The sequence below is a fragment of the Gluconobacter sp. DsW_056 genome (assembly GCF_002153595.1).
Classification (GTDB): domain Bacteria; phylum Pseudomonadota; class Alphaproteobacteria; order Acetobacterales; family Acetobacteraceae; genus Gluconobacter; species Gluconobacter albidus.
The window spans coordinates 1-15,124 of sequence record NZ_JOPF01000014.1 but is presented as its reverse complement, the minus strand read 5'-3'; the positions used below and the strand labels follow the sequence as shown (position 1 = coordinate 15,124).

Genomic DNA, 15,124 nt, shown 5'->3' with positions numbered 1-15,124 from the left:
GGCGGGGTCTAGCATGCAGAATCGCGCGCCGTCACGCAGGATAATTCTTTTTCCTTGCGGGCAAACATCCGGCCTCCTATGTTCATCAATGCAAGGGGTTCGTCCCCGGCTATGGCGATAAACGGTAAGTGGAATAAGTGTTGTGGACCCGGGGGCAGTGCCCGGCGTCTCCACCATGAAAAACCCCTCGCAAAAGGGGTCTGTGGGGACGAAACAGGCTCGACGCGCACGGTAAAGGCTTATCTTTTGCCCGGCATTGTACCACCGTCATCGGGCTAAACTTACAAGTGCCAACGATAACTCAGAGGTGCTCGCTGTCGCTGCATAAGCGATAAGCGCGGTTCGGGAGGGCACCGGGCAACAGAAGCCCTCCCACCTCATCATGTCTCCGACATTCCTCTCAAAGACGGCTTGCCATCCGTGCCGGTCTGTCGCATCCCTTGATGAAAGTTGACCGAAACATCAGGCTTGCGACCATGAGCGACGACGATCACAACGGCCAGGACGGCTTCGAGCACGAGCTTCCCGAAAGCCTCCTCCCCTATGATGACTGGGTGGAAGACGCCTACCGTGAGGTCATGCTGCGTGCGATCGAGCATGTTGCGGCCGAGGGGCTGCCGGGGGCCCATCACTTCTATCTGACGTTCCGGACGAACCGGCCGGATGTGATCATCCCTGCCCGTCTGCGGGCACAGTATCCCGAAGAAATGACCATCGTCCTTCAGCACCAGTTCTGGGATCTGGCGCTGGACCGCGACAAGAACGTGATTTCGGTCGGTCTGTCCTTCGGCGGCGTTGGGAGCATCCTGTGCATTCCCGTCAATGCCATCACGGCCTTTGCCGACCCCCACATCCGGATGGCCCTGCGCTTCAACCACTCCCCGCTTGAAGACGATGAGGACATCGAAATTCCCGAGGGCGCGGTAGAGCCCGACGATATTGATCCGGCCCATCATCCGGACGTCCAGCCCGAGCCCTCCTCTTCGGAAGACGGCAAAAAAGACGCGGAAGTGGTCAGCCTCGCGGCCTTCCGCAAGCGTCCGCCCAGCTAGGCGTTAGCCAGAGTGTGTGGTTCCGGCCTATACTGACCGGAACCAATGGCCTGAATGTCGCTTTCATGAGGGATCCCCATGCGCTTTACCGTCGATCGCCTTGACCATATCGTGCTGACCGTCCGGAACCGGGACCTGTCTGCGTCCTGGTATCAGCGGGTTCTGGGCATGGATATCGACGAGTATGGCCGCAACAATCGTGTGGCCCTGAGCTTCGGCGGCCAGAAGATCAATCTTCGCCCCGAAGGCTCGGAAGGTTGGGATACCGCCGGAGCCGCTGCTCCGGGCACATCGGATCTGTGTTTCACAACGGCCATCGCCAGTGAACAGATCGTCAAGCATCTGGAAAAATGCGGCGTGGAAATCGTTGAAGGCCCGGTCGCGCGCCTTGGCGCACTGGGGCCGATCACATCCGTTTATTGCCGAGACCCGGATGGTAATCTGATCGAACTGGCTTCCTATAACGGCTGAAGGCAGCGGAGCCTAGCGCCGCTGCCTTCAGATCGCGTTACCAGTTCTTGGAAATCAGCCAGAATTCCTCGGAGGTGAGGGTAATGGCGTTACAGTCCTTCGTCTCCGCTGCTGCCTTGGCGAGCGCATGAATCCGTTCGATCATGATCGTCTTGCGCTGATGGGCCTCGGACGTTTCCTTCACGGTCGACAGGGTCTGAAGCGCGGATTCGGAAGCTTTGGCGACGCGTGCGGCGTCAATGGCGGCATAAGACATGAAATGTCTCCCTGAATGTAAAAACCCCTCGGAGCCTACCCCACGGCCGCTGGGATACCAACTGCGTTGCCCGCAAGGCGTCGTGAGGGGGAGTTTATACCGATGTCACTGCCAGCGCCGCTTCATAAGCATCCAGCACCTCTTGTGCCGGGCCATCCATGCGGATTTCCCCGCCCTCCATCCAGATGATGCGCGTACACCACTGCCGGAGAATTGACAGCGCGTGGGACGTCACCACCAGGATCTCCGCCGCGTCGACCATGCTCTCCAGTCGTGCACGAGCCTTATCCTGAAATTTCTGATCCCCGGCCATGAACCATTCGTCCATCAGCAGGATCCGGGAACGCGGCACCGTCGCTAGCGCAAAACCCAGCCGGACAGACATGCCGGAGGAATAGAGCCGCACCGGAAGGTCGAAAAACGCTCCCAGATCCGAGAACGCCTCCACATCCTGTTCCAGTTCCTGTGTCGCAACCCGTCCCATTCCCATGCGACAGGCGAAGAGCTGGATGTTCTCACGTCCTGTCAGCTCACCGTTCATACCTGCATTGGGATCAATGAGGGCATGGGTGTCGCCTTCGATGTCCAGCGTGCCGTCACCCGTTTCATAAATCCCGGCGAGCACGCGCAGGAGCGTCGATTTTCCCGCACCATTATGCCCGACCAGCCCGACCCGTTCCCCTTCGGCAATCGTGAGGCTGACATTGAAAAGGGCCTGAACTTCCACGACTTCGGCGGAGTTGCCACTGACGCGCATTCTGCCACCCACTGCGCCCGATTTTGCGGCCACGGTACTTTTCGCACGGGCCAGCAGGGTCTTCTTCAGCGAACGCGAACCGCCATGCAGAACGGGGAATGACAGGGAGAGATCTTCGAGACGGATATGGGCCATGATGTCAGATCCAGAAGACAATGCGCGCCCGCGTCCGGATGAACGCACGTACGGCAATCAGCCAGAACACCGCACTGATGGCCAGCGCAATGCTCCAGATCTGCAGGGATGGCACACGCCCGAGCAGAGGCTCGCGCACGATTTCCAGCAGCGGATAGAACGGATTGTACAATAGATAGGACGCCTTTGCGCCAAGCTGCTGCGGCATCCAGATGACCGGCGTCACGTAGAACACGATCTGCAACAGCGCCCCGACGATGGGCGCAACATCCCTGAAGCGGGCGCAAAGCGATCCGAACACCATGCAGGCGGCAAACCCGTCCAGAGCCCAGAGCAGAAGAGCCGGAACCGCCAGAACGGCATTCAGTCCCGGCCAGACATGATAGAGAGCGAATACGGCAAGCGGCACCACGATATTATGGGCAAACACGATCGCATTCCGCACCACGACACGCAGCGCATACAGCAGGAGCGGCAGCTGGACGGACCGCACCATGGCCTCCGCTTCAAGAAAGCAGGTGCAGGATTCCTGGATCAGGCTTGAAAGCCCCACACTCCACAAGGTGAGCGACAGCGACAGGAACGGCAGATAGGTCGCAAGCTGCATATGAAACAGCCGGCTGTAGAGAACGCCCATCGAGGCGACCATCAGCGCGGAGGTGATCGTAAGCCAGAATGGCCCCAGCGCGGACCCCCGATACCGGAGCCGGATATCGAGCCAGCCGAGCCGCACACCCAGTCTCCACAGGCGTCGTGTCTCCTTCCAGTCCGCCCAAGCCCGCGCGGCAGGACTGCTGCGGGGAGTGTCACGACGGGTCTGTCTGCGCGGCACTTCGTCCCGTGCAGCACTGGAAGCTGGAGAAGGTACACTCATACAGTCCGCCTACCCGATCCCCCATGTCCCGGCAAGAAGACGCTACAGTGATCATCATATTCCGGGAAGTTCATATTCGGGAAATGAATTTCCGCTACACCCGGATCAACGGACAGTCCTGCATCAGAAAATCTGCCCGTCAGAACCCTTTTTCCTAGTTTCGCCGCAATCCCCGTGTATGCTTGACACAATGAGACCCGTTTTCCTCAGGTGCCCCGACCCGATGCCCAGACCCGTCTTTCCTTTCCGGACTTCTGTCCGCACCCTGTCTCTCATTCGTGCGGGCGCGGCGTTCGGTTTGGTCGGGCTTCTGGCGGCCTGTGCCGGCAACAATGCCGACATGGGATCCTCTTCGGAACTGCCGGTCTCGCAGGAAGCGGCCAATTACCGCGCTCATGCAAAATCCTATTACGCCCCTCCGGGCCCCCCCGAAGATCCATGGGGACCTTATATCCGCGAGGCGTCCGAGCGCTTTGACGTACCCGATGCCTGGATCCGGGCCGTGATGCAGCAGGAATCCGGCGGTCACCTTTTCGACCATAACGGCAACTTCATCACATCGGTTCCTGGGGCGATGGGCCTTCTGCAGCTCATGCCCCCGACCTATGACGACATGCGCCAGCAATACGGGCTTGGCGAAGATCCCTTCGATCCGCATGACAATATTCTCGCAGGCACGGCCTATCTGCGCCAGATGTATGACATCTATGGCTCTCCCGGCTTCCTTGCAGCCTATAATGACGGTCCGGGCAGCCTTGACCGTTATCTGCGTCGCGGCCGCGCGCTGCCACGCGAGACACGCCGGTATGTCGCCGCGATCGGACCGCATATCGCCGGGATCACGCCCCGTAACCGCTCCGCCGCCGATCTTCTGGTCGCACAGCATGACCCGAACGCGCAGGTCATGCTGGCCCAGAATACCCAGCCTGCCGATATGATTCCAGCGGCCTCCCCCTCCGAACGACAGGCCGTGAGTGCAGCCTGGAGCCATCGGGAAACAGCTGAAACGGCGTCTGACAATACAGACTCCGACACGTCGTCCACCACGTCCCAGAGTGCGACACAGCAGAGCGCAGCGTCGCCTGCAGAGGCTCCGGTTCAGGTCGCCTCCACTGCGGGGTCGGACGCTCCGACAAGCATCAGCGCCGCCTGGGCCGCCCGGGGTTATGCGCCAGCACCCGCTCATCCTCTTGTGCGTCAGGCCTCCGTGCCCGCAGACGATGTGGCAGACAACCGCGTAACGGCACAGGAAATCCCGATCGGGCATCATCTCCAGCCCCAGCCGATCATGGCCGTCATGCCCGCCACCCGTCCCCAGTACCGCATGGCGCTTCCTGCTGCGTCCGCTCCGGCCAAAAGCACAGCGACACCGGGAAATGCGACCGGAAACTGGGCCATTCAGGTCGGCGCCTTTGCCAATGCCAAGCAGGCAAGCCTTGCGACCGCCACGGCTCATAGCAAAGGCGGTGTTGTGGTGGCCTCCGCCAGATCGCAGGTGGAAGGCGTCAAAAATGGCCGGTCCCATCTCTATCGTGCACGCCTGACGGGGCTGACACATGAAAATGCGGTTGCAGCCTGCCGCCGTCTGTCGCACGGTTCTCCCTGCGTCGTGGTTCCGCCCGGCGCCTATTGATCCGTTTGCCGGGCTGCGTGCTAGCCCGCTTTTCTGACAGGAATACAAAACCCCGATGCGCCGCTTTCTTGCAACGACCGCTTTCTGTGCTGTCGCCCTCTCCGGCGCCCTGACGATCACTCCGGCGCATGCCGCCCTCGAAACCGGCAGCCATGCTCCGGATTTCTCGGCCCCTGCAAGCCTCGGCGGGCACGAGTTCACCTATCATCTGGCCGACGCCCTCAAGACGGGCCCGGTGGTCCTGTATTTCTATCCGGCGGCTTTCACCAAGGGCTGCACGATTGAAGCCCATGAATTCGCGGACGCCATTCCCGACTTCAAGGCGCAGGGCGCAACCGTCATCGGCGTTTCCATGGACCCGATCGACAAGCTCGACCGGTTCTCCGTCAGCGAATGTCGCAGTACCTTTGCCGTGGCTGCCGACCCGACGGGCAAGATCACCCGCAGCTATGCCGCCAAAATGCCCCTGCTGCACATGGCGAGCCGCACGTCCTACGTCATCGCGCAGGATGGTCATATCGTCATGAGCTATGCCTCGATGTCTCCTGACGAGCACGTTTCGCGCGCGCTTGCCGCGGTAAAGGCCCTGAAGCAGACCCCGTGAGCGCACGTCTTCCGTCAGTGACTCCCGATCTGTTCGACCACCATCATGTCGGTGATTCAGGCCCTCTGAAACTGTCCGCGGATGTCAGCAGCACCGCGATCTATGGCGGCCCGAAAGACTGCTACCGTTACACGCTGCGCCGCGTCTGGGACGACACAAGCCCCATGGTCATGTGGCTGATGATGAACCCGTCTGTGGCGACCGAGTTCGGCGATGACCGTACGGTCGCCAAATGCCAGCGTTACGCGCGGGCGTGGGGCTATGGCGGCATGTTCGTCGGCAACAGCTTCGCCTATCGCTGCACGGATCAGAAGCGCCTGCTGGAAGTGGACGATCCGGTCGGGCCGGACAACGATGCCCACCTGCTGGAGATGGCCCGCCAGGCCGATCTGGTCGTGCTGGCTTATGGATCGCCACAGGCCAAGGGCCTGCGCGCGCGCGGCACCGAAGTTGCCCGCCTGATGGGGCAGAACGGCATCCGGGTTACGGCCCTGCGCCTGAGCAAGAGCGGGCGTCCTGAACATCCGCTCTATCTGCCCTCGATTCTGACCCCGGAGCCGCTCGACCCCGATACGCTGGGCTGAGCGGTGTTTTCCGGGTCAGGCTGCATCAGTTCGCAGCTTTGTCCTGTTCCTTGATGACCCAGACCAGAACGACATGCTGGTCGTGGTTCGGATAGGTCGCCTGGGGCTGGAAAGATCCCCCGACATTCTTGTTCTTATAGAGGGCCTGGATGGCCTGCTGGTCTGCAGACAGCAGTTCGTTCGAAACAGGTCCGCCCGCGCGAAGCTTGGTCGCGGCTTCCAGATCGGCTGTCGAAACCTTTTTGTTTCCCTGGAACTCGACCTTGTCCAGAACGAGCGAAGCAGGCTGGGCAGGAGCGCTCGCGGCCTGTTCCTCAAGAATGATCTTGACGGCCACGCCATTGCCAGAGATCCGCAGACGCTCTTCCAGGCTGGTCCCGACATTGCGCGATGAATAAAGCTCGCCGACCCGTTTCTGACCTGCATCCAGATCGTTGCGCGTAACCTTGTCACCTGCGTGATAGCCGAACGCCTGCAGGATGTCCGCCGTCGGAACGCGGCTGTTGCCCTGAACAGCAACACTCATCAGCTTGAGCGGCACATTTGGAGCCGGAACCGCCGCAAAAGCATATTCCGTGGCAGCCGTTCCAGCGAAGGACGCAACAGCCAGCGAAACACCCAGAAAACTCCGGGCAAGCAGGGGACGAAGGGACATCTGGAAATTTCCTGTCATGAAAAAACTCTGACTTTTACGCTACAGGAGTTCCCGGCTTTGGCAAATCGCCGTTGCGCCGATCCAGAATTCATATTTTAGTTGCGAATAAATCTCATTATCGCAATAACGCGCCCAACTGCTTCTTGCTTCGAGGTCTCCGTGCGCGCATCGCTTTCCATTCCGTTCTCAAACCCGCTCCGGGTTGCGCGCCTGTCCTGTCTGCTGCTGGCAGGGACAGCTTTTCCCGTTTTCGCCGCCCCTTCCGTCGTCTCCGACACGACATCCACCGCTTCGGCAAAGCCTTCAACAGAAGCGCAACAGGTCAGTCAGGATGAGGAAATCGTTGTCCGCGCCAGACGCCGGGATCAGATGCAGGTCAGCAGCGGCGGACAGCTCGGGGCTCTGGGCAACAAAAAGGGGCTGGATGTTCCGTTCAACATCCGCAGCTACAATTCCAGCCTGATCCTCAACCAGCAGTCCCAGACGCTCGGCGAGGTTCTGGAAAACGATCCGTCCGTCCGCACGACCTATGGCTACGGCAATTTCTCGGAAATGTTCGTCATCCGCGGCTTTGCCGTGAATGGCGACGACGTTTCGATCAACGGGCTCTACGGCATTACGCCCCGGCAGCTCGTCTCGCCCGAACTCTACGATCAGGTGCAGGTTCTCAACGGCGCCAGTGCGTTCCTCAACGGGGCAGCACCCAGCGGGTCGGCCATCGGCGGCAACATCAACCTGCTGTTCAAACACGCAACGAATGCCCCCCTCACCCGCATCACCGGCGATTACACCAGCAGCGCCATGGGCGGTGGCAGCATCGACGTTGGCCGTCGGTTCGGACAGGACAAGGATTTCGGCGTGCGGCTGAACGTCGCGGGCAAAAGCGGCGAAGATGCCGTGACGGACGAATACCGCCATTCCACCACGTTGGGCGCGGATTTCGACTGGCATGACCGCGACAACCGCACCCGCGTTACAATGGATATCGACTATGAAAACCAGGGCGTGGACGGGGGGCGGCCGGCGATCTTCCTTGGCAGCGCCGTCACGTCCGTTCCCCGCCCTGTCGCGCCCTCGCATAATTTCGGGCAGCGCTGGGCATATAATGACCTGAACTATGTTTTCGGCATGCTGAACGTCGAGCATGACCTGACGAAAAACATCACGCTGTATGGCGCATTCGGCGCCCTTACCAGCAATGAAAAGGGCAATTATTCCAACCCTACCGTCACAGATCCTGCCACTGGCGGGGGGACGGCGGGGGCGATGTATGTGCCCTATGATCAAACGAATGAAAGCACCCGCGCAGGCGTTCGCGCCCATTTCCGCACAGGCTTCATCCGCCATGAAATCAACGCTGGCGGTTCCGGCCTGTGGGAAGACAGCGCCGCCGCCTATGCGATGGCCCTGACGCCCGGTGCGACCAACATCTACACCACGCCGCAGTTTTCAGCCCCGGCGGAGACGTTTGTTGGGGGTGTGCTTAATGACCCGCAGTCCACCAACCGCACGCGCCTGTACAGCCTGTTCTTCTCGGACACGATGTCCTTCTTCCACGACCGTGTCGCCCTGACAGGCGGTTTCCGGTACCAGAACATGCTCATCAAAGGCTACGCCTACAGCAAGACCGGCCGGGGCGCGATGAACAACCATTATGATCAGGACGCCATCACCCCGGTCGTGGGGCTGGTCATTCATCCGACGCGCCGGACGTCTCTGTATTTCAACCGGATCGAAGGCCTGTCGCAGGGACCGACCGCTTCGGGAAATGTCGTGAATCTGGGCGAGATTTTCCCGCCATACAAATCCACGCAGTATGAAGTAGGCGCGAAATACGACACGGGCCGCTTCAGTGCCGCGCTCGCCGTCTATGAGATTTCACAGCCCAACGCCTATTCCGTCGCACTTGGCAATACGGGCACGTTCGCCTTTCGTGAAGACGGATTGCAGCGGAACCGGGGCATCGAACTGACGCTGAATGGCGAGATCCTGCCCGGCCTGCGCTTCAATGGTGGCGGCACCGTCATTCAGGCGGATCTGCGTCATACGGCAAACGGCCTTCAGGACGGCAACACGGCCATCGGCGTGCCGAACTATACCATCAACGCCAATCTCGAATACGATCTGCCGTTTCTTAAAGGCGCCACGGTCGTCGGGCGCGTGGTCAATACCGGCAAGCAGTGGGTCAACACAGCCAACACCCTGCATATCCCGGTCTGGACACGCTTTGATCTGGCAGGGCGCTATACGTTCGTGACGCATCACACGCCGGTCACGCTGCGCTTTGGCGTCGATAACTTGGCCAACACGCGTTACTGGTCCTCGGCCTTCAACGGTTATCTGATGCAGGGCATGCCCCGCACGTTCAAGTTCTCCTTCACGACGGATCTGTAATCCGCCCCGAAATACTGAAAACGAAAAACGCGCCCTCCCATCCAGGAGCGGCGCGTTTTTCATGTCAGACGTTCCGATCGGGAGCGATCAGAATGTGATGCCCGTTTCGAAATCCAGAAGCAGCGGATTCTTGTATCGGTTCGTGCCGCCCGTGCTCCAGATATACTGTGCACCCGGCCGGATCACGAGCCAGGGCGTCGGACGCCAGCCGTAGTTCAGTTCGATCGCATGCTCGCCGGAGGGTTTGTTGATGCCCTGTGCGCCCGAGGCCTGCATCTGGCGTGCCCAGATCGTCAGCTTCGGATTCACCCAGAGCATCTTCATGCCCAGACTGATCGTATCGTTCGGGCGGTTGCGGAACGTACCCTTGCGGGTCACGCCCCAGGTGATGAAATACGGTGCGACGGCTGTGCGCGGATCGCCCCAGGTGAAGGACGTGAACAGCGTCGTGCCACGGTTCGGATCGGCTGCATCACGCTCCAGCATCCGGTCGAACTGGAACCAGCCACCGAACCGTCCACGGACCTTCTGCGTCGGGGCCGACAACAGATACTCGGCCGGAACGGAGAACATGCTGAGCTTGGAATAGACATCGCTGACTTCGGACGTATCCCAGTATCCGCCGATCTTGACGTTGGTCTGGAGCGGGCCGCTGTAGTCGTCCTTGCCACCCTGATGCCAGCCGAGCTGGAACGGAATATAAGTCCCGATCGCGTCATGCAGGTTCAGTTTCCAGCCGTTATGCGTGTTCGAGATCGTGGGGTCGATCGAGTACGCGCCGAACTGCACGAGATAATGGTCGTTCCCGGCCGGGTAGAACTTCACCCATGCCCCCGGATGGGCCGTCGGATACCAGCCATAGCCCGAGTTCATCGCAATGGACTGCGGCATGCCACAGATCGCGTTGGACTCGAACTGGCAGTACTGGCTCATGCCCCAGTAGATGGACGACTGCTCGAAATCGTTCTCGGTGTTGATTTCACCAACTTCGGTCGACACATACCGGTTCCAGGGCATTTCCCAGGACAGACGCGTCAGACGCACCGTTTCGCCCGACCCGAAGATCTGCTGCGGGCTGTCCAGCGCCGGAAGCGTCGCGCCAATGCCCAGTCCCTGACGCGCTGTAATCAGCGTGTGGAACATGCCCAGATTCAGGCCCGTCAGCTTCTTGAGGTTGAAATCGACATTGATGCCGAACTCATCCGCATAACGCACGGCCTTGGTCTTGCCGCCCATCGGATTGCCGGCACTGTCCTCAAGATAGTGCCCCCCGATATTGATGCCCTTGTCGGTCAGCCATGTCCGCCAGCCGCCCCAGTCACCCGTCATGGTGCTCTGGGTCAGCCAGTCGTGGAAAGACGCCGGGAAGAAACGGTTCTCGGTCGTGTCAGACGTGCTGGCTGCGGGTTCAACACCTTTGGGGGTCGGCTTCACGAGCTGCGGCACGGGAGAAATGGATTTCGTGCGGATCTGCGGCGTGCCCATGGTCGCCGTGCTGGTTCTGGCCGCTGCTTTCTGATGACCGTCCACGACACCAGCCGGTGTCGTCTGCGCATATGCGGCGGCCGTAAAGCCAGGAAGCAGCGCTGTCATGGCGCAGGCCGTCCACAGCGTTTTCGTCCAATCCTGTCCGAGCTTCCCCATCTTCCAAACCGTCTCCCTGTGACACCATGACAGCCGCCAGAACCCGATCACGCGGCTGGGAGATGTCATACAGTCCGAAAACGGTCCAGAATAGAGCGTGGAAGACGTCAGTTTTCATAATATGTCTTTCAGGACACGAGCCCGACACCTGACGCCATTTTTTTATCTGGAGATTTCTCCGATATTACAAAAAGTTTAACGCTCCAGTTTCCCGGAGTTACTCCGCGATCACAGTTGCGTGTTCGCGATCCCAACGTCGCGTCACAGGCTCCAGAAGCGCCAGAATGACCACAACTCCGGCCGCAACTTCGCAAAGCGTCCGGAACAGTCCCGCATAAAGCGACGCTCCGCCGTTGCCAGCCACCACTTCAGGCGGCAGGGCAGCCTGATTGGCGATGATGCTGCCCATATACATGGCAATGCCCCACAGCAGATACAGCGCCCCCATCATGAATCCGCTCAGCCGGGCGGGTGAATAGCGCGCGATGATCGCAAGCCCCAGCCCGTTCGTGAGCAGTTCCGCCAGTGACAGGAAGCCATACCCAACCACCATAATCCAGGGAGATACCAGCCCGTCCGTATGAGCTGCCGCAGCCCACCAGACCCCGAACCCGACCGAGACCATCGCATAGCCAACCAGCATCTTGCGCGCATGGGATGTCGGCTTCTGCTGCTGTCCCATGCGGTTGTACAGAACCGCCAGAACCGGACTGAGAACCATGATCCAGACGGAATTGAGAACCTGAAACTGGCCCGCCGACATGTGGAAGAGCGTGATGCCGCCAATGCGGTAATCCCCGGACACGCCACGCAGGGCGAACAGAGTCAGGGAGGTCATCATCTGCTGGTAGAAGACCATATAGATCGTCCCCTGCAGACACAGCAGATAGGTCAGCCGCAGGCCCGGACGTTCGATCCGGGGCGCACGGACGTAAAGCGCAACCCAGACAGCCGCCAGTCCGGCTCCGGCCGCAATCACACACAGGCGCGCCAGAGTATCGCTTCCCAGAACCCAGGCGTTGAAAACCGTCAGTACGGCAAGCCCCCCCAGGACGAGCCCGAAGCGGGACAGGGGGACGGGCGACTTTTCAGCCGCGGGCGTTGTCGGCTCAAGCCAGTTGGCGCGCAGCACATAATAGAGCAGACCAATGCCCAATCCGACCGCACAGGTCGCGAACGCCACCGGCGCTCCGTAATTGATCTGAAGCCACGGGGTAAGCAGCATGGAAACGGTCGAGCCGACATTGACGGACATGTAATAGAGCGTGAAGGCGGCATCGAGCGCCGCATCATCACCCTTGTAAATCCGGCGAACCAGATTTCCGGCATTGGGCTTGAACAGGCCGTTTCCCGTTGAAATCAGCGCCATCGCCACCAGCAGCAGCATATGGGACTGAAGCGCCGCTGCCAGAAAAGCATAGCCGCAGGTCAGGGACAGCGCGCCCATGACCATCGTCCGCCGCGCGCCCAGCACCCTGTCGCCAATGACACCCCCGATAACGGGCGTGATATAGGTCAGCGCGCCGAAAGCGCCCATCATGAGGTTGGCGGCGGCATCCCCCATCCGGAGGTGCACGACCATGAAGAGCGTGAGAACGGCCTGCATGCCGTAATATCCGAACCGTTCCCACAGTTCGATGGCCAGAACGACGGTAAACGCCTTGCGGCGCATTCCGGGAGCGGAAGGAAGAGAAGAAGCGGTCATGCAGAACCCGTCAGAAACCAGAAGACGGGGGCACCTTAGGGCAAATGCCACTCCCCGGCGAGGATCAGTGCGTGCGTACTGATGACACCCAGACACACCACGAAGATCAGTGCCACGATCCCGCCGATGATGTCACTCCACGGCCATTCCGGCAGTCTCGACCGGACGCGACGCACCATCCCCATCTCTTCAGCTCTCCTGCTGGCTGAAGAAGGCCTCCAGCTCGGGGGAGACAGTACCGATATGAACCTGCAACGTCACCAGCAGATCACCGGCCGGATGCTTTTTATCGCCCCCAATTCCACGCCCTGCCAGACGCAGCACCTTGCCGCTGTCGGAGTGCTTCGGGATCTTGACCGAAACGTCACCCTTCGGGGTCGGAACGGCGATTTTTCCGCCCACAACAGCCGTTTTCAGATCCAGATTCTGCGTCATCCGCAGGTTGCGTCCCTCACGGACATACCGGCTGTCGGGCGTGACGGAGATCGTCAGCAACGCATCCCCGGCCACGCCCGGCTGGCCGTCCATCCCCGGACGCCCCGGCGCACCCTTGCCGCGCACGCGCAGGGTCTGCCCATCCTCCACACCCGGCGGGATGCGGACTTCCGTGTGCCCTCCCTCACCCAGTGTCAGATCGAGCGATGTTCCCAGAACAGCCTGCTGAAACGAGATCGTCACTGCGAAACGGCGGTCAGAGCCCTTGGAGGCACGGCGTCCACCGGAACCGCCCGGCTGGAAATCGCCGCTGAAGCCTCCGCTGAACATGTCCGAAAAGAAGGAGCCGAGGTCTTCCTGACTGAAACCACCCTGGGGGCCCTGCCCGCCCGAACGCGGGCCACCCGGACCATACCCGCCACCGCCAAAGCCGCCGCCGAAAGGCCCGCGCTCCTGCCCGTCGGCATCAATCTCCCCACGATCAAAGCGCGCACGCTTTTCCTTGTCGCCAACGATGTTGTACGCCTGCCCGACCGATTTGAAGCGCTCTTCGGCCTTCTTGTCGTCCGGGTTGTGGTCCGGATGGTACTGCTTGGCCAGCTTCCGATACGCGCTGCGAATTTCCTTGTCCGTCGCCGTTTTCGAAACGCCCAGTACCGAATATGGGTCGCTCATCTCATTTCCCCGTCTTCTTCAGGTCCCTCATCCAGCAGGGAAATCAGGACCGCAATGACTTCATCCTGCGGGAAGCCAGCCCGCACACCGTCTGAAATCAGATCCTGCAGCTTCGGTCGCAGATAATCCTCTGCCGGATGTCCGTCGTCTGCCATCTCTGATCCTCCGTTATCCCCAGATGTGTGACCACTGCGGCTTCGGGTCAATGTTTCTGAATGAACTCTGCAATATCGGGCACGACAGCACCATCCAGTAAAAGCGACCCATCGGCGGCTGGAACCGTACCCAGATCCGCCAGCGGATGGATCACCGACGGCAACAGAACGACTGTCGCCCCGGGATCCGCAGCCTTCAGCAGCGACAGGTCATCGGCTGCACTGACCTTGCGGTCCTCGCCGCCCTGAACGATCAGGACCGGCCCGTGATACGCCTTGAGCAGCGCCGCCGGATCATGATGGAACAGATCAATCATGAAATCCTGCACCAGAGGATGAAACATGCCCCGCAACCCCGGATGCAGCGTCTGGACATCCACATGCTGTCCGGCTTCAAGAGCATCAATCGTCGCGTCAATCTGCGGCAGAACCGTTTTGGCCGAAGGAATGGCGTGAAGCTGCGCCCGCAGAACTTCACCCAGCCGCCGCCCGGGCGTGGACAAAAGTATCAGCCCGCAGATGTCGGCCTGTCCCTGAACGCTTGCCAGCGCGACGAGCCCACCCTCGCTGTGACCCGCCAGCCAGACACACCGCGCGCCGGTTCTGGCCCGGATAACCGCAATCCAGTTCCGCACATCCGCAGCATAATCCGCAATCGTGACGTGATTGCCGTCAGCCACCGCCTGTTTGCTGCCGAACATGCCACGTTTGTCGATCCGGACGGACGAAATTCCATGGGCAGCAAGACCATCCGCAATCTGCCGCAGCGTCGCAGGTTTCTGCCCCAGAGCCGAATTTCCGTCGCGGTCCGTTGGGCCGGAGCCGGGGATCATCAGCACAACAGGGGTGCCAGCACCCGCATTCACGAACGTCCCGGCCAGCACTCCCAGAGGGCCGGGCGCCGTGATGGGGCTGCTCTCAGCCGCAAATGCATGCGACGCCAGACCACAGACGCCTGAGAGGAGAAAGAGGAAACGAAATATTTTCGGCTTCATTCTGCGTCTCCTGTTCAGGCGCCTTTGCCGCTTTACCTTGTAAAAGCTCTGACGAAAGCGTTTTGCTGATTGACTTCGACGGGGAGCCTTGTGTCGGTGA

General features: G+C 60.5%; 16 protein-coding genes and 1 other RNA gene. 7 read left to right on the top strand and 10 right to left on the bottom strand.

The window, feature by feature from the left end; genetic code table 11:
• The first annotated feature begins 50 nt into the window (after positions 1 to 50).
• The 3 genes from ssrA to HK22_RS12730 all read left to right on the top strand — a co-directional run bounded on the left by ssrA (position 51) and on the right by HK22_RS12730 (position 1,523).
• Positions 51 to 377, top strand: a transfer-messenger RNA (tmRNA) gene (ssrA, locus tag HK22_RS12740).
• A gap of 99 nt (positions 378 to 476) precedes the next feature.
• Positions 477 to 1,052: an SspB family protein gene (locus HK22_RS12735; protein ID WP_062028435.1), complete on the top strand. Its 576-nt coding sequence runs from the start codon at positions 477 to 479 to the stop codon at positions 1,050 to 1,052.
• A gap of 78 nt (positions 1,053 to 1,130) precedes the next feature.
• A complete protein-coding gene (locus tag HK22_RS12730; RefSeq protein WP_062028437.1) occupies positions 1,131 to 1,523 on the top strand; it encodes a VOC family protein in 393 nt (130 codons plus the stop codon).
• A gap of 37 nt (positions 1,524 to 1,560) precedes the next feature.
• On the opposite strand, the gene HK22_RS12725 is transcribed toward HK22_RS12730, so the two are convergent.
• The 3 genes from HK22_RS12725 to HK22_RS12715 all read right to left on the bottom strand — a co-directional run bounded on the left by HK22_RS12725 (position 1,561) and on the right by HK22_RS12715 (position 3,545).
• The gene (locus HK22_RS12725; protein WP_011252962.1) at positions 1,561 to 1,779 is read right to left on the bottom strand and encodes a hypothetical protein; all 219 of its coding nucleotides are present in this window, start codon (positions 1,777 to 1,779) and stop codon (positions 1,561 to 1,563) included.
• A 94-nt stretch (positions 1,780 to 1,873) separates the two neighbouring features.
• Complete coding sequence (locus HK22_RS12720; protein ID WP_086649528.1) at positions 1,874 to 2,671, bottom strand: ABC transporter ATP-binding protein; 798 nt, start codon at positions 2,669 to 2,671, stop codon at positions 1,874 to 1,876.
• 4 nt (positions 2,672 to 2,675) lie between these two features.
• Complete coding sequence (locus tag HK22_RS12715; RefSeq protein ID WP_062028446.1) at positions 2,676 to 3,545, bottom strand: ABC transporter permease; 870 nt, start codon at positions 3,543 to 3,545, stop codon at positions 2,676 to 2,678.
• A 223-nt stretch (positions 3,546 to 3,768) separates the two neighbouring features.
• On the opposite strand from HK22_RS12715, the gene HK22_RS12710 reads away from it, so the two are divergent.
• The 3 genes from HK22_RS12710 to HK22_RS12700 are packed head-to-tail and all read left to right on the top strand — an operon-like array spanning position 3,769 to position 6,366.
• Complete coding sequence (locus HK22_RS12710) at positions 3,769 to 5,178, top strand: lytic transglycosylase domain-containing protein (protein WP_086649527.1); 1,410 nt, start codon at positions 3,769 to 3,771, stop codon at positions 5,176 to 5,178.
• A 55-nt stretch (positions 5,179 to 5,233) separates the two neighbouring features.
• The gene (locus HK22_RS12705) at positions 5,234 to 5,782 is read left to right on the top strand and encodes a peroxiredoxin (protein WP_062028450.1); all 549 of its coding nucleotides are present in this window, start codon (positions 5,234 to 5,236) and stop codon (positions 5,780 to 5,782) included.
• Positions 5,779 to 6,366 (top strand): DUF1643 domain-containing protein, encoded by a 588-nt coding sequence (locus tag HK22_RS12700; RefSeq protein WP_086649526.1) that lies wholly within the window; start codon positions 5,779 to 5,781, stop codon positions 6,364 to 6,366. The genes HK22_RS12705 and HK22_RS12700 overlap by 4 nt, the downstream gene beginning before the upstream one ends.
• A 25-nt stretch (positions 6,367 to 6,391) precedes the next feature.
• Here HK22_RS12700 and HK22_RS12695 read toward each other — a convergent pair whose 3' ends face one another.
• A complete protein-coding gene (locus tag HK22_RS12695; protein ID WP_062106551.1) occupies positions 6,392 to 7,021 on the bottom strand; it encodes a POTRA domain-containing protein in 630 nt (209 codons plus the stop codon).
• Between the two features lie 159 nt (positions 7,022 to 7,180).
• On the opposite strand from HK22_RS12695, the gene HK22_RS12690 reads away from it, so the two are divergent.
• On the top strand, positions 7,181 to 9,415 hold the full coding sequence (locus tag HK22_RS12690) for a TonB-dependent siderophore receptor (RefSeq protein ID WP_086649525.1): 2,235 nt from the start codon (positions 7,181 to 7,183) through the stop codon (positions 9,413 to 9,415).
• Between the two features lie 87 nt (positions 9,416 to 9,502).
• Here the strand turns inward: HK22_RS12690 and HK22_RS12685 are convergent, their stop codons facing one another.
• From HK22_RS12685 to HK22_RS12670, 6 genes are all read right to left on the bottom strand, one after another.
• A complete protein-coding gene (locus tag HK22_RS12685; protein WP_062028467.1) occupies positions 9,503 to 11,059 on the bottom strand; it encodes a carbohydrate porin in 1,557 nt (518 codons plus the stop codon).
• 217 nt (positions 11,060 to 11,276) lie between these two features.
• A complete protein-coding gene (locus HK22_RS12680; RefSeq protein WP_086649524.1) occupies positions 11,277 to 12,764 on the bottom strand; it encodes a peptide MFS transporter in 1,488 nt (495 codons plus the stop codon).
• 35 nt (positions 12,765 to 12,799) lie between these two features.
• Positions 12,800 to 12,943: a hypothetical protein gene (locus HK22_RS15235; protein WP_167369321.1), complete on the bottom strand. Its 144-nt coding sequence runs from the start codon at positions 12,941 to 12,943 to the stop codon at positions 12,800 to 12,802.
• Positions 12,944 to 12,953: 10 nt separating this feature from the next.
• Positions 12,954 to 13,874, bottom strand: a complete 921-nt coding sequence (locus tag HK22_RS12675) for a DnaJ C-terminal domain-containing protein (RefSeq protein ID WP_062106545.1) — start codon at positions 13,872 to 13,874, stop codon at positions 12,954 to 12,956.
• Complete coding sequence (locus HK22_RS15230) at positions 13,871 to 14,029, bottom strand: hypothetical protein (protein ID WP_167369380.1); 159 nt, start codon at positions 14,027 to 14,029, stop codon at positions 13,871 to 13,873. The genes HK22_RS12675 and HK22_RS15230 overlap by 4 nt, the downstream gene beginning before the upstream one ends.
• Positions 14,030 to 14,076: 47 nt before the next feature.
• Positions 14,077 to 15,024, bottom strand: coding sequence for an alpha/beta hydrolase (locus HK22_RS12670; protein ID WP_086649523.1), 948 nt, complete (start codon positions 15,022 to 15,024; stop codon positions 14,077 to 14,079).
• Between the last annotated feature and the right edge of the window lie 100 nt (positions 15,025 to 15,124).

Coding starts and splice junctions, on each gene's coding strand:
- HK22_RS12735 (WP_062028435.1), top strand. CDS start 477: ATGAGCGACGACGATCACAACGGCCAGGACGGCTTCGAGCACGAGCTT.
- HK22_RS12730 (WP_062028437.1), top strand. CDS start 1,131: ATGCGCTTTACCGTCGATCGCCTTGACCATATCGTGCTGACCGTCCGG.
- HK22_RS12725 (WP_011252962.1), bottom strand. CDS start 1,779: ATGTCTTATGCCGCCATTGACGCCGCACGCGTCGCCAAAGCTTCCGAA.
- HK22_RS12720 (WP_086649528.1), bottom strand. CDS start 2,671: ATGGCCCATATCCGTCTCGAAGATCTCTCCCTGTCATTCCCCGTTCTG.
- HK22_RS12715 (WP_062028446.1), bottom strand. CDS start 3,545: ATGAGTGTACCTTCTCCAGCTTCCAGTGCTGCACGGGACGAAGTGCCG.
- HK22_RS12710 (WP_086649527.1), top strand. CDS start 3,769: ATGCCCAGACCCGTCTTTCCTTTCCGGACTTCTGTCCGCACCCTGTCT.
- HK22_RS12705 (WP_062028450.1), top strand. CDS start 5,234: ATGCGCCGCTTTCTTGCAACGACCGCTTTCTGTGCTGTCGCCCTCTCC.
- HK22_RS12695 (WP_062106551.1), bottom strand. CDS start 7,021: ATGTCCCTTCGTCCCCTGCTTGCCCGGAGTTTTCTGGGTGTTTCGCTG.
- HK22_RS12685 (WP_062028467.1), bottom strand. CDS start 11,059: ATGGGGAAGCTCGGACAGGATTGGACGAAAACGCTGTGGACGGCCTGC.
- HK22_RS12680 (WP_086649524.1), bottom strand. CDS start 12,764: ATGACCGCTTCTTCTCTTCCTTCCGCTCCCGGAATGCGCCGCAAGGCG.
- HK22_RS15235 (WP_167369321.1), bottom strand. CDS start 12,943: ATGGTGCGTCGCGTCCGGTCGAGACTGCCGGAATGGCCGTGGAGTGAC.
- HK22_RS12675 (WP_062106545.1), bottom strand. CDS start 13,874: ATGAGCGACCCATATTCGGTACTGGGCGTTTCGAAAACGGCGACGGAC.
- HK22_RS15230 (WP_167369380.1), bottom strand. CDS start 14,029: ATGGCAGACGACGGACATCCGGCAGAGGATTATCTGCGACCGAAGCTG.
- HK22_RS12670 (WP_086649523.1), bottom strand. CDS start 15,024: ATGAAGCCGAAAATATTTCGTTTCCTCTTTCTCCTCTCAGGCGTCTGT.